Origin of the sequence: Streptomyces sp. NBC_01233 (assembly GCF_035989305.1) — a bacterium.
GTDB lineage: Bacteria > Actinomycetota > Actinomycetes > Streptomycetales > Streptomycetaceae > Streptomyces.
This window is the reverse complement of the sequence record NZ_CP108514.1, coordinates 3,307,419-3,333,026: the sequence shown is the minus strand read 5'-3', so window position 1 is coordinate 3,333,026 and position 25,608 is coordinate 3,307,419. Positions and strand designations below refer to the sequence as shown.

The following is a 25,608-nucleotide window of genomic DNA, read 5'->3' as shown; positions in this document are numbered from 1 at the left end:
TGCCGTCAGCCTTTCACGCCGGTCAGGGTGACGCCTTCGACGAACGCCTTCTGGGCGAAGAAGAAGAGGACGATCACCGGGGCCATGACCAGTACGGTCGCGGCCATGGTCAGGTTCCAGTTGGTGTGGTGCGCCCCCTTGAAGGACTCCAGCCCGTAACTGAGGGTCCAGGCGGCCGGGTTGTCGGAGGCGTAGATCTGCGGGCCGAAGTAGTCGTTCCAGGCACAGAAGAACTGGAAGAGCGCGACGGCGGCGATTCCGGGTTTGGCCATCGGCAGCACCACGCGCAGCAGGGTGCGCACCTCGCCGCAGCCGTCGACACGGGCCGCGTCGAGGTACTCGTCGGGGATGGTCAGCAGGAACTGGCGGAGCAGGAAGATGGAGAAGGCGTCGCCGAAGGCCATCGGGACGATCAGCGGCCACAGGGTGCCGGACAGGTCGACCTGCTTGGCCCAGAAGAGGTACATGGGGATGACCACCACCTGCGGCGGCAGCATCATCATGGCGATCACGAGCAGCAGGGAGAGCCGCCGCAGGCGGAAGCGGAACTTGGCGAGCGCGTACGCGACGGGCACGGAGGAGACCACGGTCAACAGGGTGCCGAGACCGGCGTACAAGAGGGTGTTGCGCCACCAGGTCAGGAAGCCGGGCGTGTTCCAGACGGTGGCGTAGTTGTCCCATTCCCAGGTGTCGGGCCACAGGTCGCGGGTCAGCGCCTGCCGGTCGCCCATCAGGGAGGTGAGCAGGATGAAGACGAAGGGGAGGACGAAGAAGAGGGCCGCGGCCACGCCGAGCGCGTGGACGCCGATCCAGTGCAGTACGGCCTTGCGTCCGTGCGTGCTCACTCACCTGCTCCGATCAGTCCGCCACGGCGCCGCATCAGGAGCGCGGTGAAGGCCATGGAGAGGGCGAACAGGACGAGCGCGACGACACACGCCGTGCCGTAGTCGAAGCGCTGGAATCCGAGGTTGTAGACGAGCTGCGGCAGGGTCAGGGTGGACTTGTCGGGGTAGCCGGGCTCGAACTGCTGGCCGGAGCCGCCGATGACCCCGGCCGCGACCTTTCCCGCCACCAGTGGCTGGGCGTAGTACTGCATGGCCTGGATGACGCCGGTGACCACCGCGAACGCGATGATCGGCGAGATGTTGGGCAGGGTGATGTGCCGGAACCGCGCCCGGGCCCCGGCCCCGTCCAGCTCGGCGGCCTCGTACTGCTCCTTCGGTACGTCGAGCAGTGCGGCCATGAAGATGACCATCAGGTCGCCCACCCCCCACAGGGCGAGGGCGGTGAGCGCGGGCTTGGACCAGTCGGCGTCGGTGAACCAGCCCGGGGTGGGCAGTCCCACCGCGTCCAGCAGGGTGTTGGCGGGGCCGGTGCCGGGGTTGAGCAGGAAGACGAAGGCCAGGGTCGCGGCGACGGGCGGGGCCAGGTAGGGCAGGTAGAACAGGGTCCGGAAGATCCCGACCCCCGTCTTGATCTTCGTGACGAGCAGGCCGACGCCGAGGCCGAAGGCGACCCGGCAGGTCACCATCACCGCCACCAGCCACAGGGTGTTGCGCACGGCCGGCCAGAAGAGCGGATAGTCCGTGAAGACGTAGCTCCAGTTGTCCAGGCCGTTGAAGGACGGCTGCCGGAAGCCGTCGTACCGGGTGAAGGAGAAGTACAGGGTGGACAGCAGGGGGTAGGCGAAGAAGACCGCGAACCCGATGAGCCAGGGGGACATGAAGGCCGCGGTCCGCAGGGCGGACCGGCGGCTCTTCGACCGCAGGAGGCGTGCGCTGGTGGCGCCCGTCGTGCTGGTTGCGCTGGTCGTCCTACTCGTCCTGGTCGTCGTGGTCATGGCGGGCTACTTCGCCTTCGCGATGTCCGTGTCGATCTGCTGGTCGGCCTTGGCGAGACCGGCCGGGATGTCGGCCACGTCGCCCTTCTCGACCCCGTACGCGAAGTCCTCGAAGGTCAGCTGGTAGGTGCCGCCGTCGGCCTGGGCCGGGGTGGTGCTGGACTTCGGGTGCCGGGCGATGTCGAGGAAGGTCTTGAACTCCGGGGTCACCTGGAGCTTCGGGGACTCCAGGGCCGCCAGGGTGGAGGGCACGTTGTGGATGGCGTTGGCGAAGGCCACGACCGCCTCGGTGTCGGTGGTCATGTACTTGACCAGTTCCCAGGCGGCGTTCTGCTTCTTGCTGCCCGCGGCGATGCCCATGATCGTGCCCGAGAGGTAGCCCTTGCCGTAGTCGGCGGCCTGCTCGTCCGGGACGGGAAGCGGCGCGGTGCCGATCTCGAACGCGGCGCCCGCCTCCCTGGCCATCGGGGCCCGCCACTCGCCGTCGATCTGCATCGCGACCAGCCCCAGGTGGAAGGGGTGCTCGGCGCTCCACTCGTCACCGAAGGTGTTGCGGAACCTCTCCAGCTTCTCGTAGCCGCCGAGCTTGTCCACCAGGTCCTTCTGCGCGGTCAGCATCTTGGCGAAGGCCGGGTCCCCGGCCAGGTTGGACTTGCCGTCGGGGCCGAAGTACGTGGCGCCCCACTGCGCCGCGAGCCGCGTCGGCTTGGTCTCGTAGCCGTGGAAGGTGGGCATCAGACCGACCTGCTCGTACGAGTCCCCCTTGGGTTTCGTGAGCTTCTGTGCGGCTTCGGTGAACTGGCTCCACGTCCTGGGGGGTTCGGTGATGCCGGCGGCCGCGAAGGCGGTCTTGTTGTAGACGAGGCCGTACGCGTCGTGCAGCAGTGGCAGCGTGCACTGGTTGCCGTTGAACTGGGTGTACTCCAGCAGGGTCTTGGGGAAGACCTTCGTCTTGTCGACCCCCGACTTCTGGAGGAAGGGGTTCAGGTCGGCGAAGGCCCGGGAGTTGCAGAACTTGCCGACGCTGTCGGTGGTGAAGGAGGACACCACGTCGGGGGCCTTGTCCCCGCCCGCGCGCAGGGCCTGGTTGATCTTGTCGTCGGTCATGTTGCCCGTGACCTTGACCTCGATGTTCGGGTGCGCCTGTGTGAACCGGGCGATGTTGTCCTCGATCGCCTTGGTCTCGCTCGGCGCGGACCAGCCGTGCCAGAAGTTCAGGGTGACGTCCGCCTTCGGGTCGTCGGAGGCCGTGTCCGCGCTCTGGCCCGTGCAGGCCGTGGCGAGTGCGGATATCGCGGCGAGGAGGGCTGCTGCGGTGGTCAGGCGTCCGGTTCTGGGCATGGCGGGGCTCGCTCTCTGCGGAGGACGAAACTTCCGGTGGGGGGCTGGGGCCGGCGGGGGGCCTGTGGGGGTGTCAGGCCGGGCGGGTCTGTTGGGGTGGGCCCGGCGGAGGGCCTGCGGGGGCCGGGTCGGGCGGGGTGGTTCAGAGGGAGGTGTCGAACACTTCGTCCCGGGTGGCGGCCAGCGCGCTCTCCAGCGCGCCGTGCAGGACCGGCCGTTCCCGTACCTCCCCGGGGACCAGCAGGGGCCGGGAGGGGGCCAGCTCGGCGAGCTCGGCCTCCAGCAGCGCGCGCAGCGGCTCGCCGCCCGCGCTGATCGCGGCCCCGGACAGGACCACGATCTCCGGGTCCAGCACGGCGACGAGCGAGGCGAGACCGGTGGCGAGCGCGGTGGCGTACGACTGGAGGAAACTCAGGTGCGCACCTTCGGGAGCGGCGGCGGCCCGCCCGAGCAGGGCGACGGCGGCGGCGACCTCGGGGCTGTGCGGGCCGCCGGGGGCGTCGGAGTCGCAGGGGGCGTCGGAGGCGGGCCCGGGCGCGGTCTCCATGCCCAGTTCCGCGGCGAGCCGGGGCAGTCCCTCCACGCCGGCCAGCTCCTGGTAGCCGCCGGAGTTGGCCCGGGTGACCTGCCGGACCAGGGGGCGGCCGGGCACGGGCAGGAAGCCCACCTCGCCCGCGCCGCCGGTCCAGCCGCGGTGCAGCCGGCCGCCGAGCACCAGGGCGGCGCCGAGGCCCTCCTCGTTCCAGAGCAGGACGAAGTCCTCGTGGCCGCGGGCCGCGCCGAGGCGCTGCTCGGCGACGGCGGCGAGGTTGACGTCGTTCTCGTACTCCACGGGCATCGGCAGGGCCGCCGCCAGGTCTTCGAGCAGGGTGGGGGAGTGCCAGCCGGGCAGGTGGCTGGCGTAGCGCAGCCGGCCGCTCTGCGGATCGAAGGCGCCCGGGGTGGCGATGACCACCCGGTGCAGGTCGGAGCGGTGCAGCCCGGCGGCCTTGACGGCCCCGCCGAGGGCCTCGGTCACCTGGTCCACGGCCTGTGCGCCCTCGGTGTACGGGACCTCGTGGGAGGCGATCACCGTCCCGGTGAGGTCGGCGACGGCCGCCAGCACGCGCCCCGGGGTGACGTCGAGCCCGCCGACGTACGCGGCGCGGGGGTTGAGTGCGTACAGCTGGGCGCTGGGGCCGGGGCGGCCGCCGTCGGTGCCGGTGGCCAGGACGAGTCCGGCGGCTTCCAGGCGGGCCAGCAGTTGGGAGGCGGTGGGTTTGGACAGTCCGGTCAGGTGCCCGATGCGGGTCCGCGACAGCGGGCCGTGGGTCAGCAGGAGTTCGAGCGCGGCCCGGTCGTTCATGGCGCGCAACAGACTGGGCGTTCCGGGTGTGGCGGCGGGCATGGAGCGGCTCTCCCTCACCGAGGCGATCTGTTAGGTAAGTTTCCTATCACCGTGTGATCCGTGTCAATGCCGCTGCCCCGCAGGTCATTCGCGGATGACCTGCGGGGCAGCGGGGGCGGAAGCGGGCGGAGCGGCTACTTGGTGATCCGCGGGCCGGCCGGCGGCGGGATCGGGGCGGTGGCCAGCGACTGCGGGGAGGCCGGGTTCGCCAGCGCCGACGGCGCGGCGACGGAGGCCGACGGGTCCGCCGGGGCCTCGCCCTCGTCCTCCGCGGCCGGCACGCCGCCGATGATCCGGATGCCCGCGGCGTCGAAGGCCTCCTTGATCCGCCAGCGCAGTTCCCGCTCCACCGCGAACTGCTGGCCGGGCATCGTCTTCGCCGACACCTTCACCGTCATCGAGGCGAGCAGCACCTCGTCCAGGCCGAGGACCTCCACCGGACCCCACAGGCGCTCGTCCCACGGGGACTCCTTCGCCAGGGTGTCGGCGACCCCCTGGACCACCGCGCGGATCCGCGACAGGTCTTCCGTGGGCTTGACCTGGACGTCCACGCCCGCGGTCGCCCAGCCCTGGCTGAGGTTGCCGATCCGCTTGATCTCGCCGTTGCGCACGTACCAGATCTCGCCGTTGTCCCCGCGCAGCTTGGTCACGCGCAGTCCGACCTCTATGACCTCGCCCGAAGCCACGCCCGCGTCGATCTTGTCACCGACGCCGTACTGGTCCTCCATGATCATGAAGACGCCGGACAGGAAGTCCGTCACCAGGTTCCGGGCGCCGAAACCGATGGCCACACCGGCCACACCGGCACTCGCCAGCAGCGGGGCCAGATCGATCTTCAGTGCGGCCAGGACCATCAGCGCGGCCGTGCCGAGGATCAGGAACGAGGCCACCGAACGCAGGACCGAGCCGATCGCCTCCGAACGCTGGCGCCGCCGCTCGGCATTGACCAGCAGCCCGCCGAGCGCGGTGCCCTCCACGGCCTCTGCGCTGCTGTTCATCCGGGTTATCAGCTTGGTCAGCGCCTTGCGGACCGCCGAGCGTATGACCGCCGCGATCACCACGATCAGCAGGATCCGCAGGCCGATGCTCAGCCAGGTGGCCCAGTTCTGCTCGATGAAGCTCGCGGCCTCGGTGACGCTGGCCTGCGCCTCCTTGACCGAGGCGGGCGCGTCCGGAACGTCGGCTGCCAACGGCAGCAGAGCGGCGGGCCAGGGCACGACGGGAACCTCCATGTATAGCGGTCTGCCCGCTGGGGGTTCCCCCGGACGGAGTCCGGGAGAAGTCGTGCGGGCCAGACCAACCACACTAACGGGGCAATCCCTTCACCTTGGTGCCGTGTTCGAGGGAGAGACCAGACTCACCTGGGGATGACTGACTGTGGTTGAAAACACCTCGGACCCGTTACGGGCGCGTGGTGGCGCTTCGACCAGCCGTAAGGAGAGACTGGAGAGCAGATCGTCCCGGCGCGAGCCACGCGCCGCCGACGTACAAGGAGGCAGTCCGTGCCGCACGTCCTGGTCCTCAATGCGTCGTACGAGCCCCTCGGCGTCGTACCGCTCCGCCGCGCGCTCGTCCTCGTCCTGGAGAACAAAGCGGTCTCCCTGGAGGAATCCGGCGCCTATCTGCACAGCGCGACGAGGGTCGTCCCCGCTCCCAGCGTGGTACGGCTCAAGCGCTTCGTGCGGGTCCCCTACCGGGGGCCCGTTCCACTCACCCGGCGCGCCCTGTTCGCGCGGGACGGCGGCCGCTGCATGTACTGCGGCGCCGTCGCCACCAGCGTCGACCACGTCATCCCGCGCAGCCGGGGCGGGCAGCACGCCTGGGACAACGTCGTCGCCGCGTGCCGCCGCTGCAACCACGTCAAGGCCGACCGGCACCTGTTGGAGCTGGGCTGGCGCCTGCGGCACCAGCCGGCGCCTCCCTCCGGGCTGGCCTGGCGGATCATCGGGACGGGGCACCGGGACCCCCGTTGGATGCCGTACCTCCAGCCGTACGGGGCCGAGGACGCGCTGGAGCGCATCGGGGTCGCCGCGTCGTGACGGGCCCCCTGCCCGGGGGCTCCGCAGCCGTACCCCGCCGGGTTGCGCCCGTTCGCCGGCCGCGGCCCGGCGAGGCTACGGCGTGACCGCGTAGGCCTCCGCCGACCAGAGGGAGCAGCCGTAGCGGGTGGCGCGGCGGTCGCACGTGATGCGCAGGAAGCGGGTGTCGGGCGCGTCCAGACGCAGGGATTCGCGCCCGCCCGCCGAGGCCGTGACGGTCGCCTCCCGGCGCCAGGTGACGCCGTCCGCGGAGGTCTCCACCCGGTAGGCGGACGGGTACGCGTCCTGCCAGTGCAACTCCAGCCGGCCGACCCGGGCCGGAGCGGGCAGCTGTGCCTGCCACCACGCTCCGTCCACCGGCGGTGAGGACCAGCGGGTGGCCGCGGAGCCGTCCACGGCGGCCGAGGCCGGGAAATCGCGCGTCTCGTCCGCCGAGGAGCTCGCCCGCGCGGTGCGCAGCAGGTCCGGGCCGCCGGTGCGGGGCACGGCCCGTACGGTCAGGATCCGCGTCTCGCCGTCGAAGGCGACCGGGACCTGGTAGGTGCCGGGCGCGGTGGTCGGCGCCACCACGACCTCCAGCGGGATCGACACCTGCCCGCCGCGCGGCGCCACCGCGGCCGCCGGGAGGCGGACCTCGATGCCCGCCGGCGGACGCGCCGACAGCGGCCCGCGGACCTCGCCGGGGCCCAGCGCGGACAGCTGCGCCGAGACCCGCCGCGGGGCGCCGCCGATCTCGGCGTCGGCCGCGGCCCCGTCCGTCAGCTCGAAGCGGGCCCGCGGGCCGTCCCCGAACCACGGGACCACCTGGTGCACCACGGGTGCGGCGCCCGTTCCGGCCCAGGACAGCCGTACGGCGTCCGCGCTCAGCCCGGCCGTGTCCACCTGGGTCCAGCCCGAGGCCGCGGCGTCGGCGACCTTGCGCCAGCCCTCGCCCGGTAGGTGCGCCTCCACCGCCGCGCCCCGCGCCCCCGCCGGGAACGGCTCCGTCATCACGGTCACCGCCGACACCGGGCGCGCGGCATCCAGCCAGACCGTCCAGGCCTCCGGCTCCTTCGTCACCGTGCCCGTGGTGCGGGCGACGCCGGTCCAGGCGTCCGCCTCCGCCGCCGCCTTCGTCAGGAAGGGCTCCAGGACGGCCTTGTCCACCCGGGCCGTCCCCTGTTCCGCAAGTGCCTTGCGGGCCTCGGCCAGGGCCCGGGAGGCCTGCCAGGCGGCGGCCCCGTCCCCGCGGGCCTGGGCCTGGAGGACGTCCACGGCCAGTTCGCCGGCCGTTCCGTAGCGTGCCAGCCGCTCCAGCCAGGGCCCCGCCTCGTCCGACAGGGCCGGCAGCCGGCCGGGGGCCTCGCGCAGGACCGTGAACGCCTTGCGCAGCTCGGCCCCGGCCGCCGGATCGCCCGCGGCGCGGGCCTTCCAGAACTGCTCGACCAGCGGCTTCAGATAGGCCGACTCCTCCTGCTTCAGACCCGACGACACGGTGTTCCCGGCCAGCGCCGCCACCGCCTCCCGGGTCCGCGGGTCGGCGCCCGCCAGATCGCGCACCGCCGCCGCCCAGGACTCCGCGGCCCGGTAACCGCGCGGGTTCCACGCGAAGTCCGCCGCAGTGAAGAGCGGGATCCGGGACAGGGTGCCCTGCGGCATCGCGTTGGCCAGCAGCGCCGCCGAACCGCCCGCCACCGCCGGCTCGCGGCCGGCGTACGGGCCGAGGAAGATCCGGCCCGGATCCCAGTCGTTCACCGGGTAGTTGTCCATGGTGACCAGCGGGTGCCCCAGCACGGAGCGCGCCCCGGCCACTTCGTTCCCCGTGATCGTGCGCGGCACCACGCCCACGCCCGTCCAGGCCACCTGCACCCGCGGTTCCAGCGTGCCCGCCAGGGCCGTCCGGTAGGCGGTGGCGCCCTCCTGGTAGTACTCCGTCGGCAGCAGCGACAGCGCGGGCGCGCCCGGATACCGGGCGGCCAGGTGCGCGGCCAGCTCGTTCGCGACCTCCGCGTGCGCCTTGGCGGCCGCCGCCGGGCCCTTCCCGTACCGCTGCCGGTCCGCGCCGCAGCCCCATTCCGAGTAGCTGACGTCCTGGAACTGCACCTGGAAGGCGCGGAAGCCGAGGTCCCACATCGCGTCCAGCTTGCGTGCGAGCGCCGCCCGGTCGGCCGCCGAGGACAGGCACATCGACTGGCCGGGGGCGACCGCCCAGGCCAGGACCACCCGGTTGGCGCGGGCCCGTTCGGCCAGCGCGCGGAACTCCTCCTGCTGCGCCTGCGGGTAGTCCGTGCGCCAGCCCGTCGTCCGGTACGGGTCGTCCCCGGGCGCGACCAGCAGCCGGTTCTGCTTGGTGCGGCCCATGAAGTCCAGTTGGGCGAGGCGCTGTTCGCTGGTCCACGGCTGCCCGTAGAAGCCCTCGGTGATCCCGCGCACCGGCGCGATCGGCCAGTCGCGCACCAGGACCCCGGGCGCCTTCCCGCCGCCCGCCGCGAGCAGCTGACGCAGCGTCTGTGCCGCGTGGAACAGCCCCGCTTCCCCTACGCCGGCCAGCGCGATCGTGTCCCGGCCGCCGGGCCGCCCCACCGCCAGCCGGTAGCCCCCGTCCGGCAGGTCCGCGGCCGCGGCCGCGCCCAGTGCCCGCAATGCCTGCTCCGCACCCGCGTCGTCGAGCCGTATGACGGTGCCCCGCGCGGGCACCGGCGCCCCCGGAGCAGGCTCGTGGAGGGTGCGTACGCCCGCCCGGCGCAGGGCGTCCCGCACCACCTGGAGCGCGTACGGATCGGTGTCGGCCGGCGCCACCAGCACGGCCTCCGTGCCCAGCGGCACCTCGCGCGCCGGATCGGCGGTCATCGACTGCGGCCGCGGCCACACGGCGGGCCCCTCGGAGGCCGCCCGGGGAATGTCGGCGCCCGGGTCGAGCACGGCCCCTGCGGGGGTGGCTGCGGAGGCGGCTCCGGGTGACGGCGTGCGCGTCGGCCCGTCCGGTGCGGAGGGCCCCGCGAGGGACCCGGGTGGCGCGGCGGACACGGCGCCGCCCAGCAGCGTGCCGATCACCGCCACGGCGGCGGCGGTGGTCCGCCTCCTGCCCCTGAGCTGCACAGAGCCTCCTCGTCCCGAGACGTCACCCACTCGTACGAATGAGCCCGAGCCCACCATCCGTGCGGCCGGAGTGTCAATGTGAGTGGGTGATCTGCCCCGGATGTGGCAGGAATGCGGTGCCTCCGAGTGGGTATGGACGCGGTGTTCCCCGGCGGCGTCCGACCTCTGTGCACCACTCTTCTGACACATCCTCATGCCCTCATGCCCGCACGCACGAAGGAGCGCCCGCAGATGGACGACCTGGCCCGGCTCGCTGCCCAGTACGGCGTCGCCACCGACTACCGGCCCGCCGCGGACGTCACCGTCCCGGTGCCGCAGGCCACCGTCAAGGCGGTCCTCGGGCTGCTGGGGGCGGTCCTCGACACCCCCGACGGCGTGCGGGAGGGGGCCCGCGAGGCCGAGCGGGAGCAGGCCGCACGGCTGCTGCCGCCGACCCTGGTGCACTGGCGGGGGGACCCCGCCGGCGCCGCGCAGCCGCCCGCCCTGGCCGTGCTGCCGCCCGGGACCCGGCTCCGGGTGGCGCTGGAGGACACCGGCGAGCACGTGCCGTGGAGCCCCGCCCTGCCCCTCGGGGTCCACCGGGTGACCGCCGAGGCCCCCGACGGGCGGACCGCCGAGGCCACCCTGGTCGTGGCCCCGGAGCGGGCCCCGGCCGCGCCCGAGCGGACCCACGGGCTGCTCGTCCAGCTCTACTCCCTGCTCTCGGAGCGCTCCTGGGGCATGGGCGACCTCGGCGACCTCGCGGCGCTCGCCCGCTGGGCCGGCCGCACGCACGGCGCCGGCTTCATCCAGGTCAACCCGCTGCACGCGGCCGTGCCCGGTACCCCGACCGACCCCTCCCCGTACCGGCCGTCCTCGCGCCGCTTCCCGGACCCGGTCCACCTGCGGATCGCGGACGTCCCGGAGTACGCCGACTGCCCCGACCGCCAGGCCCTCGACGAGCTCGCCGCCCGCGGCGGGGAGCTGCGCCGCGAGGTGCTGGAGAAGGGCGCGCTCATCGACCGGGACGCCGTGTGGGACCTCAAGCGGCAGGCCCTGGAGCTGCTGTACGCCGTCCCGCGCACGCCCGAACGCGAGGCCGCCTACCGCGCGTTCCTCGCCGAGCAGGGCGCTCCGCTGGACGTGCACGCCGCCTGGTGCGCCGGGCACGCGGGGGAGGACCCGCAGGAGCGCGGCGACTTCCACCGCTGGCTGGTCTGGCTGACGGACGGCCAGCTCGCCGCCGCCCAGCGGGCCGCCCGGGAGGCGGGCATGGCGGTCGGCATCGTGCACGACCTCGCCGTCGGGGTGCACCCGCAGGGCTCCGACGTCTTCGGGTCGCCCTGCTACGCCCGGTCCATCTCCGTCGGCGCCCCGCCGGACGCCTTCAATGCGCGCGGCCAGGACTGGGGGCTGCCGCCGTGGCGCCCCGACGTGCTGGCCGCCACCGCCTACGCCCCCTTCCGGTCGCTGCTGCGCGGGGTGTTCAGCTACGCCGGCGCGCTGCGGATCGACCACGTCATGGGCCTGTTCCGGCTGTGGTGGATCCCGGAGGGGACCCCGCCCGCCGAAGGCACGTACGTCTGCTACGACGGCGAGGCCATGCTGGCGATCCTCGTCCTGGAGGCGTACCGGGCCGGCGCCCTGGTCATCGGCGAGGACCTAGGGACGGTGGAGCCGCGGGTCCGTCAGGAGCTGGCCCGGCGCGGGGTGCTCGGCACCTCGGTGCTCTGGTTCGAACGGGACTGGGCCGGCACCGGGAGCCCGCTACCGCCGCAGGCCTGGCGGGCCGACTGCCTGGCCACCGCCACCACCCACGACCTGCCGCCCACGGCAGCCAAGCTCGCCGGGGCGCATGTGGAACTGCGCGACCGGCTCGGCCTGCTGACCCGCCCGGCCGCGCAGGAACGGGCCGAGGACGCCGCCGACACCGCCGAGTGGCTGGACCTGCTGGACCGGCTCGGCCTGGAGACCAAGGGCGAGGAGGCCGCCGTACGGGCCCTGTACGAGTTCCTGCTGCGCACCCCGGCGCGGCTGGTCGGCGTATGGCTGCCGGACGCGGTGGGGGACCGGCGGCCGCAGAACCTGCCCGGCACCTGGGACCAGTACCCCAATTGGCGGCTTCCGGTGGCCGATGCCGGGGGGCGGCCGCTGACGCTGGAGGAGCTGGTCGCCTCGCCCCGGGCGAACGCCCTGCTGGGGGCGCTGGCAGAGGGCGTGCGACCTCGTACGGCACCCCCGGGCGCGCGCCCCGTTTAGGTGTTCGCTACGTTTGCACCGTGGACAAGAAGAACGCTCTGCGCGCCGGCGCCGTCACGGCCGGAACGACGCTGATGATGCTGCTGATGACGTCTCCCGCCCTCGCGCTGACCCGCGACGACGGTGACGACCCGGGGCCGGGCCTGAGCGTCGGCGCGACGCTCGGCCTGTACGTGGCCCTGCCGATCGTGCTGTTCCTGGTCATCGCGGGTCTCGTGATGGTCCTCGACAAGTCGGACAGGCAGCAGAAGCAGGCCTGAGCAGGTCCGACCCCGCGGGGTCGGGACCGCAGGACTTTCCGGGCGCCGGGGGTCCGCACCGTCGATTCGTCTCGGCCGTGTGGCGACCCCCGGCGCCTTGCCGTGTCCTCGGACCCCTCAGATGTCTCAGATGCCGGCCAGCAGCTTGCGCAGCAGGCCGGTGAGTACGTCGACCTCCTCGTCGCTCAGCCCGGTCAGCGCGTCGCGCTGCACCTCCAGGCCGGCGGCGACCGCCTCGTCGATGAGTGCGAGGCCGCGGTCGGTGATCGTCACCTGGAGCCCCCGCCGGTCGTGCGGATCGGGCTTGCGGCAGAGCAGCCCGGCCTTCTCCAGCTTGTCCAGCCGCCCGGTCATGCCGCCCGTGGTGAGCATGAGCGTGGCCGAGAGCTGGCGGGGCGAGAGCGTGTACGGGGCGCCCGAACGGCGCAGCGTGGCGACGACGTCGAACTCCCCGCGCGAGATGCCGAAGCGCGAGTAGCGCTCTTCCATCGCGTCGCCCATGGCCTTGGCGATCCGGTAGATGCGTCCGAAGACGGCCATGGGGGCCGTGTCCAGGTCGGGGCGAACGGCGAACCTGGGGAGAGGCCGTCATGGCAGTGTTCAGGAGCAGGACAGCGACAGCCGGGGAGGCGAAGGTCGCGGGGGAGCGGTCGCTGCTCCTCGGCATCGGCATCAGTGCGATCGGGATCGGCATGTACATCCCGTTCTCGCTCGTCTTCTTCCACCACGTCACCGGCCTCTCCCTCACCCTCGTCGGCCTGGTCATGACGGTCACCGGGCTGGCCGGGCTGGCGTTCATGCCGCTGGCAGGCTCTGCCGTCGACCGCTTCGGCGCCAAGAAGGTCAACCTGGTGCTCTACGGGATCCGGGCGCTCGGCTTCGCCCTCTACCCCTTCGCGAGCTCCCTGCCCGCCTTCGCGGCCGTCGCCCTCGTCACCGCGCTCGCCGAGCGCTCCTTCGGTGTCGTCCAGCAGTCCCTGATCGGCGAGGTGGCGCGGGGCGCCGCCCGCGACCGGCTCCAGGCGTCCACCCGGGCCCTGCAGAACGCCGGGATGGGTGCGGGCGCCCTGCTCGTCTCCGGAGTGCTGGCGCTGTGGGGGACCGGCGGATTCACGTACACCGCCTGGGGCAACTCCCTGGCCTTCGCCCTCGCCGGACTGCTCGTCAGCCGGGTCCGCCCGCTCCGCGAGGCCGCGGCCGGCTCCGCCAGGCGGGCGGCCGCCGGGTACCGGATGGTCCTGCGCGACCGCCCCTTCCTCGGACTCACCGCCGCCAACTTCCTCACCGCGCTCGGCTACTCCGCCCTCTCCGTCCTCTTCCCGCTCTACCTCTCCACCTGGCTGGCGGCCCCCGACTCCCTCACCGGAGCCGCCTTCACCGTCAACACCGTCCTGTGCGCCGGGATCGGCGTGCTGATCGCGGGCCGCGTCCGCCGCTCCGGCGCCCGCCGCACCCGCGCGGCAGCCCTCGGAGCCCTGCTCTTCGCCGCCGCCTTCGTCGCACAGATCGTCCTCGGCACGCTGCGCCCCGGCCAGACCGTGACCCTGGTCGCCCTGCTGGTCATCGTCGTCGTCTACACCCTCGGCGAACTCGTGCACAGCCCCTCCGGTGGCGCCCTGTCGGTCTCCGCTGCCCCCGAGGCCGTCCGCGGCCGGTACCTGGCCACCTACCAGCTGTCCTACTCGCTCGCCAGCGCGCTCGCCCCCTCCCTCTTCACCGGCCTGCTCACCGTCGACGGCCGCCTGCCCTGGGCCGTCCTCACCGTCGCCGCACTCGGCGCCGCCCTGGCACTGGTCCGGCTGGAGCGGCACCTGCCGGCCGAGGCCGTGCACGCCGAGCCGCCGGTCGCCGCCGCCGGGAGCGGGGCGGCCCCTGAGCGCTGGCCGGCCGCCGTCGCCTGAGCCGTCCCGCCCGGTCCTGCCTTCCTCACCCGATCGAGGAGCCACCCGCCGTGAAGCGCTTCGCCACCGTCGCCCTGACCGCCCTCGCCCCCATCTCCTGGGGCTCCACCTACGCCGTGGCCACCGAACTGCTGCCGCCCGACCGGCCGCTGTTCACCGGGGTCATGCGGGCCCTGCCCGCCGGCCTGCTGCTGACCGCCCTGGCCCGCACCCTGCCCAAGGGCGAGTGGTGGTGGAAGTCCGCGGTCCTCGGCATCCTCAACATCGGCGCCTTCTTCCCGCTCCTCTTCCTCTCCGCCTACCGGCTCCCCGGCGGTGTCGCCGCCGTACTGGGCGCTGCCGGCCCGCTGTTCGTCGTAGGACTCGCCGCCCTCGCCCTCGGGGAGCGGGCGAGCCTGCGCACCGTACTGGCGGCCGTCGTGGGGGCGTTCGGCGTGAGCATGGTCGTCCTCACCGCCGAGGCGGGACTCGACGCCGTCGGCGTCATCGCCGGTGTGATCTCCTCCGCCTCGATGGGCGCGGGCACCGTCATGACCAAGCGCTGGGGCCGCCCCGAAGGCGTCGGACCGCTGGCGATGACCGGCTGGCAGCTCACGGCGGGCGGGCTGTTCATCATCCCGGTCGCCGCCCTCGTCGAGGGAGCCCCGCCCGCACTCGACGGCCAGGCCTTCCTCGGCTACGGCTACATGATGCTGATCAACACCGGTATCGCGTACTGGCTCTGGTTCCGCGGCATCGGACAGCTCACCGCCACCTCGGTCACGCTGCTCGGACCGCTCTCCCCGCTCACCGCCGCCGTCATCGGCTGGGCCGCCCTCGGCCAGGCGCTGTCGCCCGTACAGCTCGCGGGCATGGCGATCGCCTTCGGAGCGACTATCGCCGGTCAGCAGGCGGCCGCCCGCACGCCCCGACCGTTCAGTTCTACTGAACAGAGCGATCAAAACATTTCGATGGACCTGACCGATGAGCGGGTGCGACGGTAGTCCGACGACAAAGAGCCAGACCGACTCCGAGGGGGAGACACACAGTGGCCGTCATGGACCGCGACCGCGACCGCGTCCGTACCGATGCGCACGCCGAGCCCGGCAGCACGGGGAAGAAGGGCTCCGCCGGACTCGGCGTCCTCCTCGCCCTGACCGCGACGGTCGTCTGGTCCGGCAGCTTCGTGGCCACCCGGGGAATGGCCGACACCGTCCCGCCCGTCCAGGCGGTGTTCTGGCGCTGGATCATCGCCCTGATCGCCGTCGCCCCCTTCGCCGCCCGCCAGGCCTGGCAGCAGCGGGCCCTGATCCGGCGGCACTTCGGCTACATCGCCCTCGCCTCGCTGTTCGGCGTCGCCCTCTACAACACGCTCGTGCACCAGGCCGGACTGACCACCTCCGCCTCCAACATGGGCATGATCATGGCTGCCTCGCCCGTCATCATGGCGCTCTACGCCCGCCTCGGAGGCGAACGGCTCGGCCCCCGGCGGACCTTCGGAATGCTGCTCGCCGCCTTCGGCGTGCTGCTGCTCGTCGGTGACGGCTCCCTCGGATTCGACTTCGGCGCCGGCGACCTGTGGATGTTCGGCGCCGCCCTCTCCTTCGCCACGTACAGCGCCCTGCTGCGGCGCAAGCCCGCCGAACTGGGCGGACTCGCCTTCCTGATCACCACCTTCGTCCTCGGCGCGCTGATGCTGGCACCCGTCTACGCCGTCTCCGTCTCCGTCCAGGGCGGCTTCGAGGTCACCACCGGGACCGTCGGCCCGCTGCTGTACGTCGGGGTGTTCTCCTCGGCCGTCGCCTTCTTCGCCTGGAACAAGGCGATCTCGATCATCGGGGCGGCCCGCGCCGGAGTCGTCTACTACCTCCAGCCGGTGTGCGTGGCGGGGCTCGGCTTCCTGCTGCTGGGCGAGCAGACCGGACCCGCGCAGCTGCTCTGCATGGCGCTGATCCTGGGCGGTGTCGGGCTCGGTGCCCGGCGGTAGGTTCGGGCCCATGACCGAGTGGGACATCAAGAAGCTGCGGATCCTGCGGGCCCTCGCCGAACAGGGGACCGTGACCGCGACGGCCGAGGCGCTGCACATGACGCCCTCGGCCGTTTCGCAGCAGCTGACGAACCTCGCCCGGCAGCTGGGGGTGACCCTGCTGGAGGCCGAGGGCCGGCGGGTCCGCCTCACCGACGCGGCCCACCTCGTCCTGCGGCACGCGGAGGCGGTGTTCGCACAGCTGGAGGCAGCCGACGCGGAGCTGGCCGGCTATCTGGCCGGGGACGCGGGAGAGGTGCGGGTCGGCGCCTTCTCCACGGCCGTGCCGGCGCTCGTGGTCCCGGCGGTGGCGGCGCTGCGCAAGACCCGTCCGGGGGTGGAGGTACGGGTCCGGGAGGCCGAGGCGGCGGAGTCGTACGAGCTCCTGTCGGCCGGGGGCGTCGACTTGGCGCTGTCGCTGGCGGCCCATGCGCCGACCGCGCGGGACGCCCGGTTCACCCGGATGACGCTCCTGGAGGACCCGCTGGACGTGGCGCTCCCGCCGGGGCATCCGCTGGCGGCCGCGGCCGGCCTGCGGCTGGCGGACCTGTCCGGCGACCGGTGGATCTACGGGGGCAGCGGCCCCTGGTCGGAGATCACCCGCACCGCGTGCGAGGCGGCGGGCTTCGTCCCGGAGCAGGCGCACTCGGCCTCCGGCTGGACGGCGATCCTGGCCATGGTCGAGGCGGGGATGGGGGTGGCGCTGGTCCCGCGCATGGTGTCGAGCCGGGCCTCGGGCGTGGCGGTGCGGGTCCTGTCGCGGGACCGGCCGACGCGGCACGTGATCGCGGCGGTCCGCCGGGGCGCCGAATCCGCGCCCGCCCTGTCCCACGTCCTGGCCGCCCTGCGCGCCGTGGCCGCGGGACGCTGAGCGCGGGCCGGCGGGTGGGCCGCTGCGCGGAGCCGTCTCCCCGCCCCGCCCTTTCACCGTTTCCCCGGGCGCCGCCCGGACCCCGTACGTGCGCTGCGCGCCCGTGCCCTCAAACGCCGGGCGGGCTGGATGTTCCAGCCCCTCCGGCGTTTGAGGAGCGGGGTCCGGGGCGGAGCCCCGGCGGGGGCGCCGCACCCGCGGGAGGCGCTGCTTCCGCGGGTGCGGGCAGAGCCCGGGGGCCCTTAGACCTGAGCGGCAGCGGCAGCGGCGGCGTCGGCCGCCTGGGCCTTCAGCGCGCGCTCGACGCCCGCGCGGGACTCCGAGACCAGGCGGCGCAGGGCCGCGTTCGGCTCGGCCGAGGCCAGCCACGCGTCCGTCGCGTCCAGGGTGTCCGCAGAGACCTGGAGCGTCGGGTACAGGCCCACCGCGATCTGCTGGGCGATCTCGTGGCTGCGGGTGTCCCAGACCTCCTTGACCGCCGCGAAGTACTTCGCGGTGTACGGGGCCAGCAGCTCGCGCTGGTCGGTCTGGACGAAGCCGCCGATCACGGCCTCCTGCACGGCGTTGGGGAGGTCCGCGGACTCCACCACCGAGGCCCACGCCTGAGCCTTGGCCTCCGCCGTCGGCCGCGCCGCCCGCGCGGTCGCCGCGTGGCGCTCACCGGCCGCAGTGGGGTCCCGGTCCAGCTCCGCCGCGATGGCCGCCTCCTCGGCGACGCCCGTCGCGGCGAGCCGCTCCAGGAACGTCCACCGCAGCTCGGTGTCGACGGCCAGGCCCTCGATCTCCGCCGCGCCGTCGAGCAGCGCCGACAGGTAGGTCAGCTGCCCCTCGGTACGGGCCGTGGCCGCGAAGGCCCGCGCCCACGCCAGCTGGTGGTCGCTGCCCGGCGCCGCCGCACGCAGGTGCTCCAGCGTGGCCTCGGTCCAGGCCGCCAGGCCCTGCTCCCGCCACGCCGGGTCGGCGTACAGGTCCACGGCCAGCTTCACCTGGCGGTGCAGCGACTGGACGACGCCGATGTCGGACTCCTTGCCGATGCCCGAGAGGACCAGCGCGAGGTAGTCGCGGGTGGCGAGCTCGCCGTCCCGCGTCATGTCCCAGGCGGAGGCCCAGCACAGCGCGCGCGGCAGGGACTCCGCGAAGTCGCCGATGTGCGCCGTGACCGTGGCGAGGGACTCCTCGTCGAGGCGGACCTTCGCGTACGACAGGTCGTCGTCGTTCAGCAGGACGACCGCCGGGCGGGCCCGGCCGACGAGCTCCGGCACCGTGGTGAGCGCGCCGTCGATGTCCAGCTCGATCCGGTCGGTGCGCACGAGGGCGCCGTCCTGGAGCTCGTACAGGCCGACCGCGATCCGGTGCGGGCGCAGGGTGGACTCGCCCTTGGCGCCGGCGGGCAGCGCGGGCGCCTCCTGGCGGATGCCGAAGGCGGTGATCAGGCCGTCCGCGCCGGTGGTGATCTCCGGGCGCAGGATGTTGATGCCGGCCGTCTCCAGCCATGCCTTCGACCAGGCGGTCAGGTCGCGGCCGGAGGTCTCCTCCAGGGCGCCCAGCAGGTCGGACAGGCGCGTGTTCCCGAAGGCGTGCGCCTTGAAGTACGCCTGCACGCCCTTGAAGAAGGCGTCCATGCCGACGTAGGCGACGAGCTGCTTGAGCACCGAGGCGCCCTTGGCGTACGTGATGCCGTCGAAGTTGACCATGACGTCGTCGAGGTCACGGATGTCCGCCATGATCGGGTGCGTGGACGGCAGCTGGTCCTGCCGGTACGCCCACGTCTTCATGGAGTTGGCGAACGTGGTCCACGCGTGCGGCCACTTCGAGCCCTCGGCGTATGCCTGGCAGGCGATCGACGTGTACGTCGCGAAGGACTCGTTCAGCCACAGGTCGTTCCACCACTCCATGGTGACCAGGTCGCCGAACCACATGTGTGCGAGCTCGTGGAGGATCGTCTCCGCGCGCACCTCGTACGCCGCGTCCGTCACCTTCGAGCGGAAGACGTACTGGTCGCGGATGGTGACCGCGCCCGCGTTCTCCATGGCGCCCGCGTTGAACTCGGGGACGAAGAGCTGGTCGTACTTGGCGAAGGGGTAGTCGTAGGCGAACTTCTCCTGGAACCAGTCGAAGCCCTGCCGGGTCACGTCGAAGATCGCGTCCGCGTCGAGGAACTCGGCGAGCGAGGGCCGGCAGTAGATGCCGAGCGGCACGGACTGGCCGTCCTTGCCCTCGTACGAGCTGTGCACCGCGTGGTACGGGCCGACGATGAGCGCCGTGATGTACGAGGAGATGCGCGGGGTCGGCTCGAAGCGCCAGACGTTGTCCTTGACGTCGGCGGCATCAGGCGTCGGGGAGTTCGAGATGACCGTCCAGCCCTCGGGGGCCGTCACGGTGAACTGGAACGTGGCCTTCAGGTCGGGCTGCTCGAAGCTGGCGAAGACCCGCCGCGCGTCCGGCACCTCGAACTGGGTGTAGAGGTAGGCCTGCTGGTCGACCGGGTCCACGAAGCGGTGCAGGCCCTCACCGGTGTTCGTGTACGCGCAGTCCGCGACGACCCGGAGCTCGTTGGCCCCGGCCGCCAGGTGGTCGAGTGCGATCCGGGAGTCCCGGAAGACCGCCGCTACATCCAGCGACCTGCCGTTGAGGACGACCTCGTGCACGGCCGGTGCGACCAGGTCGATGAAGGTCTCGGCCCCGGCCTCGGCCGACTGGAAGCGCACGGTGGTCACGGACGAGTAGGTGCCACCCTCCTGCGCTCCGCTGAGATCGAGTTCGATCTCGTAGGAGTCGACGGTGAGCAGCTTCGCCCGCTGCTGAGCCTCTTCACGGGTGAGATTCGTGCCTGGCACGCGGTCATCTCCTTTGATGGTGACGTTGCCCCGTCATCCTTCCATGCGGGGAGCGTCACCGGCGCGGAGTAATCCACCGGCGAACACGGGGTCGGAAACCTGCCGGACTGCGGCTTTCGGCTGCGCCATGCTGAGGGGTATGAACAGCACATACCGGGCGAGGCCCATCGAAGAGGCGGCGCTCAAGGAGCTCCGCGACCGCGACGACGCTGGCCGGGACTGCGTCCCGTACACCGACGACGAGGGCGGGGCGCCGCTGCGGTGCTGCCTGCGGCCCGGCACGGCCGGTGAGCTGATCGCGCTCGTCTCGTACGCACCGCTGCGGCGCTGGGCCGCCGCCACGGGGGTGGATCCGGGTGCTTACGACGAGCAGGGGCCCGTCTTCGTCCACGCCGAGGACTGCGGCGGGCCGCCGGACGGTCGGGGCTACCCGTTCGCCCGGCCCGGCGCGCAGCGCACGCTCCGGCGGTACGACGCCCGCGGGCACATCCTCGGCGGACGGGTCCTGGACCTCGGCGCAGATCCCGGCGGGCTGATCGAGCAGGCCCTCGACGAGGCCTTCGACGACCCCGAGGTGGCCCTCGTGCACGTGCGCGCCGCCGAGTTCGGCTGCTTCCTGTTCGAGGTGCGCAGGCCGTGACGGGCGGGAGGGGCGGGTGCCGTCCGGCACCCGCCCCCCAGCCGTACGCGCGCCGGGATCAGCCCTGGCGGAGCTCCTCCGCGACGAGCTCCGCGATCTGGACCGCGTTCAGGGCCGCGCCCTTGCGGAGGTTGTCGTTCGAGAGGAACAGCGCGAGGCCGTTCTCCACCGTCTCGTCGGAGCGGATGCGGCCCACGTACGAGGCGTCCTTGCCGGCGGCCTGGAGGGGGGTCGGGATCTCCGACAGCTCGACGCCCGGGGCGTCCTGGAGGAGCTCGTAGGCGCGCTCGACGCTGATCGGGCGGTCGAAGCGGGCGTTGATCTGGAGGGAGTGGCCGGAGAAGACCGGCACGCGCACGCAGGTGCCCGAGACCTTGAGCTCCGGGATCTCCAGGATCTTGCGGGACTCGTTGCGGAGCTTCTGCTCCTCGTCGGTCTCGAAGGAGCCGTCGTCGACGATCGAGCCCGCGAGCGGGACGACGTTGTAGGCGATGGGGCGCTTGTAGACGGCCGACTCCGGGAAGTCCACCGCGCCGCCGTCGAAGGTCAGCTGGTCGGCGGCCTCGGAGACCGCGCAGGCCTGGGTGCGCAGCTCGGCGACGCCGGCCAGGCCCGAGCCGGACACGGCCTGGTAGGTGGTGGCGATCAGCGCGGACAGGCCGGCCTCGTCGTGCAGCGGGCGCAGCACCGGCATCGCGGCCATGGTGGTGCAGTTCGGGTTCGCGATGATGCCCTTGGGGCGGTTCTTGATCGCGTGCGGGTTGACCTCGGAGACGACGAGGGGGACCTCGGGGTCCTTGCGCCAGGCGGAGGAGTTGTCGATCACGACGGCGCCCTGCGAGGCGACCTTCTCGGCCAGGGCCTTGGAGGTGGCGCCGCCCGCGGAGAAGAGCACGATGTCCAGGCCCGAGTAGTCGGCCGTGGACGCGTCCTCGATGGTGATCTCCCGTCCCTCCCACTCCACGGTGGAGCCCGCGGAGCGGGCCGAGGCGAACAGCCGCAGCTCGTCCACCGGGAACTTCCGCTCGGCGAGGATGCCGCGCATGACTCCGCCGACCTGTCCGGTGGCTCCGACGATTCCGACCCTCACGGTGACTCCTTTGGTACGTACGACGCGGGCGCGCGTGGAGCCATCATGCGTTCGACCCCACGAGCCTTGTCCAATCCATTGTCCGAGGAACGGACGGTGTCCTGAACGTGAACGCGTGTGACGAGTCCGCGGCAGGCGTGTTGCAGGGCCTCTGAACATCCGTTTTGCCAGGTCAGAGCCGGTTGACGTCCGATCTGTCATGACCCGTATTCCGGACACGGCCGACCGCAGAACGAACATCCGGCTCGGGGAGATCCACCGTGCGCGCCATCCGCCACCGCCGCCGGTTCATACCGGCGCTCGCCGCCCGCGGGGCCCACCGCCACCTGGCGAGTTCCAGCAGATCGCCGACGCCAACGGCGGCAACCGCGCCGCCGGTACGCCCGGCCACGCGGCCTCCGCCGCCTACGTGCACGACACGCTGAAGAAGGCTCCGCGGGGCCCCGTACGACCCGAACCACCACGGGGCGGGCGACAACCTGAAGAACCGGGACCCCAAGGTCTTCGACACCAACCTGGACGTGATCGCGCACGCGGTCGGCACCTACGCCGAGTCGCTGCGCTCGCTGGGCGCGTAGGCCCGTAGCGGGCCGGGGGAAACAGGCGGGGGCGGTGCTCGTACGAGCACCGCCCCCGCTGTCGTCTCGGGTTCCTACCGGGTTACGGGAGGACCTTCTCGATCTGCACGCTGCCGGTGCCGGCGGCGGTGCCGCGGGCGTTGAGCAGCTGGACCTGGCCGAAGAACTGCCGGCCCTCGGGGGCCGCGCTGTTGACCAGGACGTTCGCCGAGACGGACGCCGAGGCGCCGTTGGCGAGGTTCACCGCGGCGGCCTCGTCGACCTGGACGGAGCCCAGGGCGGCCGAGAAGTACACGTCGCGGTAGTCGTACGTGGTGGTGCCGGCCGGGACCGCGTAGCCGATGACCTTGACGCTGTAGGTGCCCGCGGCCGGGTTGACCAGGCTCACGGCCTCCTCGGAGTCGCCGTCGGCGGAGGAGCCGACCTTGACGCCGTCCTTGTAGACCTCGAGGTCGAGGTCCGCACCGGTGTCGGAGACCTTGCCGATGGCGACGTCGAGGCGGGAGACGCCCTCGCCGATCGTGACCTCGGAGGTCTGGGTCTCACCGTTCGCGATGGTCGGCTTGGCGACCTTCGCGGAGCCGAGCGGGCCGCCCTTGAGCTTGCCGCCGGAGATGGCCGCGGCGTCGTTCTTGACGGTCCACTGGACCGGCGCCGGGGTGCCCTGCTTGACCTCGGGGAGGACCTTGACCGCCGGATCGAAGCCCGCGCCGAGGACGGAGACGTCCAGCTTGAACGGGTTGTCGAGCAGCGGCGACGTACGGCGCGACTCGACCTCGATCTCCCAGACGCCCGGCTGCGGCTCGGCGTACGAGCGCAGGTCGGGGCGGCAGGTGTTGGCCGGGTTGTCGTAGTTCGGGTAGCACTGGGTGGTCGCGCTGTCCTCGACACCCACACCGTACGGGTGGATCGAGATGAAGCGCGTCTGGCTGCCCGGCTGGAGACCGCCGAGGGCGACCTCCAGCGTCTTCGCGCCCTGCGGCACGGTGACGAAGTACGACTTGTGGCTGTTGCGCTGCACGGAGGAGGTGTCCGAGAGCGTGAACGACGGCGCGGTCAGCGGGCTGGCCGCGACGACGGTCGTCAGGATCTGCTTGTCGATGCCCTCGGTGGTCTCGTCGTCCAGCTGCAGGATGCCGCTGTGGACGCCGCCCGACGTGGCCTTGGCCTCGACCTTGATGGTGACGGGCTTGTTCAGCGGCAGGGTGACGTAGTCGTAGCCGCCGATGACCTTGAAGGTGCCGTCGTTGTTGCGCCAGCTCAGGTTGTGCCGGGTGCCGTACTTCACGCCCGTGGTGCGGGTGACGACGACGTTGTAGACCTTCTTCTGGCCGACCTTGAGGCCGCCCTCGCGGTCGTAGAGGCCGGTGCCGAAGCCCGGGGTCTTCAGGAACTGGTCGATCGCGGTGTCGACCGGCGCCTTGACGGTGAACTCGTTGGCCTTCGCGTCGCGCTGGATGGACTCCCACGCGCCGGGGACGTTGATCAGGCCGGAGCCCTGGGCGTGCGCCGGGACGTCGTCGATCTTCTTCGCGGTGCTGGTGAGCGCCACGCGCAGGCTCGCCGGGGTCAGCTTGATGTTCTGCTGCTTGGCGGCCGAGATCAGCAGGGCGCTGGCGCCCGCCGCCTGCGGCGAGGACATCGAGGTGCCCTGGAGCATGCCGTAACCGGCCGGCAGGGTGTAGCCGGCCTCCTTCACGGGCGCGCCGGGCAGCCAGGTCTGGATGGTGTTGATGGCCGCGCCGGGGGCGGTGATGGTCGGCGTGAAGCCGCCGTCCTCACGCGGACCGCGCGAGGAGAAGGGGAACATGTTGTACTTCTTGGCCACGCCGGAGCCGTAGTTGGCCGCCCAGGTCTCCTTGGAGACCGCGGCGCCCACGGAGATGACCTTGTCCGCGAGGCCGGGGTCGCCGATGGTGTTGACACCGGGGCCCTCGTTGCCCGCCGAGATGACGAGCTGGACACCGTAGGTGTCGATGAGGTTCTTGTAGAGCTCGGAGCGGGCGTTGTTGCCGTCGTTCAGCGCCGGCAGACCGCCGATGGACATGTTGACGATGTCCACGCCGCGGTTGACGACCAGGTCGATCATGCCCTCGGTCAGCGCGATGTTGGTGCAGCCGCCGGACCAGGAGCAGGCGCGCGAGGAGACGAGCTTCGCGCCGGGCGCCTCGCCGTTCATCTTGCCGCCGAAGAGGCTGTTGGCGGCGGTGATGCCGGCGACGTGCGTGCCGTGCTCGGACTCGATGATGCCGACGTTGACGAAGTCGGCCTTCTTGCCGACCCAGTCACCGCCCAGCGGGTCCATCGGGACGTCCTTGCGGATCTCGATCACGAACGGGATGCGCTCGGCGACGTCGGTCGCCGGGTTGTCCGTGCCGAAGTAGCCGATCTGGTAGCCGTCCTTGTACGGCTTCATCGGCTCGTTGTTCGTGAAGTCGCCGTCCTGGTCGGTGTCGACGCGGACGGTGCCGGCGGCGACGTCGTAGAGCAGGCCGAACCGGTCGGTGGTGTCCCCGTCCCGGTTGGCGTCGCCCTTCATGTCGCCGTTGGCGGTGATCGACTCGCTGAACCGGCTCCACTGGAAGGTGCCCTCGGGGGCCTTCCAGCTCTGGCCGCCCGCGGCGAAGGTGCCGCCGGCGGAGGTGACCGGGGTGATCTGGGCGCGCCAGGTGGCGTCGCCGTCGGTGATCGGGTCGGTGGCCGTCACCCAGTCGACGATCTTGCGCTCGCCGGTGGTGGTCTTCTGCAGGGCCGGGTGGCCGAGGTCGACGCCCGAGTCCATGATGCCGATGGTCACGCCGCGGCCGTCGGCCTGCGGGTTGTTCTTGACGAAATCGACCGCGCCCGTCTCGAAGGACGGGTTGTACGGGTTCTTCGCCGGGGTGTTCTTGTCCGGCGCCGCGTACGTCTCGGCGGCGGTCTTCTTGACCGCGCCCGACTCGCCCTTGGCGTCGGGACGGGGGTCCGGCAGCTGGATCTCGTGCCGCAGGTCGATTCCGTGCACCGAGGACAGCTTGGCGGCCGCCTTCAGCGCGGCCTCCGCCTTGCCGGTGGGCAGGGTGGCGCGGACGTAACCGAGGTTGTCGTACGTCTGGCCCACCGAGGCGCCCTGCACGGCGTCGAGCTGTTCGGCCACCTGCTTGGTCTGGCCGGGGGCGGTCGCGACCATGACGGTGACGTTCGCGTCACCCTTGGCCTTGGCCTCCTGGAGCAGCTCGGCGTCGGCCGAACCGAGCTTCTGGTCGGCGGACTTGACCGCCGGCGTGGTGCCCGGGGTGTCCGCGCCGGTCGCCGCGAACACGGGCCCGGCGCCGGTGGCCGCGAGGGCGGCGACCAGGCCGGCCGCGGCCGCGACGCGGGCGACGCGTCTGGCCCCGGGTATGGAGCTGGGGGATTCGAGGGTCATCAGCATCCCTGGTAAGTGAAAGATACGGTCCGGATTTCGGTGCCGGATGACCGGTCAGCTTTCCTCACGCGACAGCTCTTTGGGGAGAGTTGTCATT

Annotated in this window: 18 protein-coding genes; 8 read left to right on the top strand and 10 right to left on the bottom strand. The window is 72.5% G+C overall.

Translation table 11 applies throughout. The features are described 5' to 3' along the window. Positions 1–5 precede the first annotated feature (5 nt). The 5 genes from OG332_RS15620 to OG332_RS15600 form a co-directional block, all read right to left on the bottom strand. Positions 6–845: a carbohydrate ABC transporter permease gene (locus OG332_RS15620; protein ID WP_327414051.1), complete on the bottom strand. Its 840-nt coding sequence runs from the start codon at positions 843–845 to the stop codon at positions 6–8. Continuing rightward, a complete protein-coding gene (locus OG332_RS15615; RefSeq protein ID WP_327419237.1) occupies positions 842–1,723 on the bottom strand; it encodes a carbohydrate ABC transporter permease in 882 nt (293 codons plus the stop codon). Before OG332_RS15615 ends, OG332_RS15620 begins: the two co-directional genes overlap by 4 nt. A gap of 123 nt (positions 1,724–1,846) precedes the next feature. Further along, on the bottom strand, positions 1,847–3,181 hold the full coding sequence (locus OG332_RS15610; protein ID WP_327414050.1) for an ABC transporter substrate-binding protein: 1,335 nt from the start codon (positions 3,179–3,181) through the stop codon (positions 1,847–1,849). Positions 3,182–3,323: 142 nt separating this feature from the next. Then, positions 3,324–4,568: an ROK family transcriptional regulator gene (locus OG332_RS15605; protein WP_327414049.1), complete on the bottom strand. Its 1,245-nt coding sequence runs from the start codon at positions 4,566–4,568 to the stop codon at positions 3,324–3,326. A 134-nt stretch (positions 4,569–4,702) separates the two neighbouring features. Continuing rightward, entirely contained in the window at positions 4,703–5,800 is a 1,098-nt protein-coding gene (locus OG332_RS15600; RefSeq protein WP_327414048.1) for a mechanosensitive ion channel family protein, read from the bottom strand. 270 nt (positions 5,801–6,070) lie between these two features. On the opposite strand from OG332_RS15600, the gene OG332_RS15595 reads away from it, so the two are divergent. Further along, complete coding sequence (locus tag OG332_RS15595) at positions 6,071–6,607, top strand: HNH endonuclease (protein ID WP_189737015.1); 537 nt, start codon at positions 6,071–6,073, stop codon at positions 6,605–6,607. 75 nt (positions 6,608–6,682) lie between these two features. On the opposite strand, the gene OG332_RS15590 is transcribed toward OG332_RS15595, so the two are convergent. Next, positions 6,683–9,685 carry a beta-N-acetylglucosaminidase domain-containing protein gene (locus OG332_RS15590; RefSeq protein ID WP_327414047.1) on the bottom strand — a complete coding sequence of 1,001 codons (3,003 nt, stop codon included), beginning with the start codon at positions 9,683–9,685 and terminating at the stop codon, positions 6,683–6,685. A gap of 201 nt (positions 9,686–9,886) precedes the next feature. On the opposite strand from OG332_RS15590, the gene OG332_RS15585 reads away from it, so the two are divergent. Beyond that, on the top strand, positions 9,887–11,923 hold the full coding sequence (locus tag OG332_RS15585) for a 4-alpha-glucanotransferase (protein WP_327414046.1): 2,037 nt from the start codon (positions 9,887–9,889) through the stop codon (positions 11,921–11,923). Positions 11,924–11,943: 20 nt separating this feature from the next. After that, positions 11,944–12,183, top strand: coding sequence for a hypothetical protein (locus OG332_RS15580; RefSeq protein ID WP_327414045.1), 240 nt, complete (start codon positions 11,944–11,946; stop codon positions 12,181–12,183). A 126-nt stretch (positions 12,184–12,309) separates the two neighbouring features. On the opposite strand, the gene OG332_RS15575 is transcribed toward OG332_RS15580, so the two are convergent. Then, the gene (locus OG332_RS15575; RefSeq protein WP_327414044.1) at positions 12,310–12,723 is read right to left on the bottom strand and encodes a MarR family winged helix-turn-helix transcriptional regulator; all 414 of its coding nucleotides are present in this window, start codon (positions 12,721–12,723) and stop codon (positions 12,310–12,312) included. Between the two features lie 50 nt (positions 12,724–12,773). On the opposite strand from OG332_RS15575, the gene OG332_RS15570 reads away from it, so the two are divergent. From OG332_RS15570 to OG332_RS15555, 4 genes are read left to right on the top strand one after another with little or no spacing between them, the layout of a single operon-like run. Further along, entirely contained in the window at positions 12,774–14,084 is a 1,311-nt protein-coding gene (locus OG332_RS15570; protein ID WP_327414043.1) for an MFS transporter, read from the top strand. 50 nt (positions 14,085–14,134) lie between these two features. Next, positions 14,135–15,067 (top strand): EamA family transporter, encoded by a 933-nt coding sequence (locus OG332_RS15565; protein ID WP_327414042.1) that lies wholly within the window; start codon positions 14,135–14,137, stop codon positions 15,065–15,067. A gap of 53 nt (positions 15,068–15,120) precedes the next feature. Continuing rightward, on the top strand, positions 15,121–16,050 hold the full coding sequence (locus OG332_RS15560; protein WP_327414041.1) for a DMT family transporter: 930 nt from the start codon (positions 15,121–15,123) through the stop codon (positions 16,048–16,050). Between the two features lie 10 nt (positions 16,051–16,060). Continuing rightward, on the top strand, positions 16,061–16,960 hold the full coding sequence (locus OG332_RS15555; RefSeq protein ID WP_327414040.1) for a LysR family transcriptional regulator: 900 nt from the start codon (positions 16,061–16,063) through the stop codon (positions 16,958–16,960). 242 nt (positions 16,961–17,202) lie between these two features. On the opposite strand, the gene pepN is transcribed toward OG332_RS15555, so the two are convergent. Further along, positions 17,203–19,797, bottom strand: a complete 2,595-nt coding sequence (gene pepN, locus OG332_RS15550) for an aminopeptidase N (protein ID WP_327414039.1) — start codon at positions 19,795–19,797, stop codon at positions 17,203–17,205. Positions 19,798–19,936: 139 nt separating this feature from the next. Between pepN and OG332_RS15545 the strand changes: the two genes are divergently transcribed. Next, the gene (locus tag OG332_RS15545) at positions 19,937–20,437 is read left to right on the top strand and encodes a DUF1203 domain-containing protein (RefSeq protein ID WP_327414038.1); all 501 of its coding nucleotides are present in this window, start codon (positions 19,937–19,939) and stop codon (positions 20,435–20,437) included. 58 nt (positions 20,438–20,495) lie between these two features. On the opposite strand, the gene OG332_RS15540 is transcribed toward OG332_RS15545, so the two are convergent. Together OG332_RS15540 and OG332_RS15535 are read right to left on the bottom strand one after the other, a co-directional pair. Beyond that, positions 20,496–21,527 (bottom strand): aspartate-semialdehyde dehydrogenase, encoded by a 1,032-nt coding sequence (locus OG332_RS15540; RefSeq protein ID WP_327414037.1) that lies wholly within the window; start codon positions 21,525–21,527, stop codon positions 20,496–20,498. A 660-nt stretch (positions 21,528–22,187) separates the two neighbouring features. Further along, complete coding sequence (locus OG332_RS15535) at positions 22,188–25,511, bottom strand: S8 family serine peptidase (protein WP_327414036.1); 3,324 nt, start codon at positions 25,509–25,511, stop codon at positions 22,188–22,190. Positions 25,512–25,608 lie beyond the last annotated feature (97 nt).

Coding starts and splice junctions, on each gene's coding strand:
- OG332_RS15615 (WP_327419237.1), bottom strand. CDS start 1,723: ATGTCCCCCTGGCTCATCGGGTTCGCGGTCTTCTTCGCCTACCCCCTG.
- OG332_RS15610 (WP_327414050.1), bottom strand. CDS start 3,181: ATGCCCAGAACCGGACGCCTGACCACCGCAGCAGCCCTCCTCGCCGCG.
- OG332_RS15605 (WP_327414049.1), bottom strand. CDS start 4,568: ATGCCCGCCGCCACACCCGGAACGCCCAGTCTGTTGCGCGCCATGAAC.
- OG332_RS15600 (WP_327414048.1), bottom strand. CDS start 5,800: ATGGAGGTTCCCGTCGTGCCCTGGCCCGCCGCTCTGCTGCCGTTGGCA.
- OG332_RS15585 (WP_327414046.1), top strand. CDS start 9,887: ATGCCCGCACGCACGAAGGAGCGCCCGCAGATGGACGACCTGGCCCGG.
- OG332_RS15575 (WP_327414044.1), bottom strand. CDS start 12,723: ATGGCCGTCTTCGGACGCATCTACCGGATCGCCAAGGCCATGGGCGAC.
- OG332_RS15570 (WP_327414043.1), top strand. CDS start 12,774: ATGGCAGTGTTCAGGAGCAGGACAGCGACAGCCGGGGAGGCGAAGGTC.
- OG332_RS15560 (WP_327414041.1), top strand. CDS start 15,121: ATGGACCGCGACCGCGACCGCGTCCGTACCGATGCGCACGCCGAGCCC.
- OG332_RS15555 (WP_327414040.1), top strand. CDS start 16,061: ATGACCGAGTGGGACATCAAGAAGCTGCGGATCCTGCGGGCCCTCGCC.
- OG332_RS15545 (WP_327414038.1), top strand. CDS start 19,937: ATGAACAGCACATACCGGGCGAGGCCCATCGAAGAGGCGGCGCTCAAG.
- OG332_RS15535 (WP_327414036.1), bottom strand. CDS start 25,511: ATGACCCTCGAATCCCCCAGCTCCATACCCGGGGCCAGACGCGTCGCC.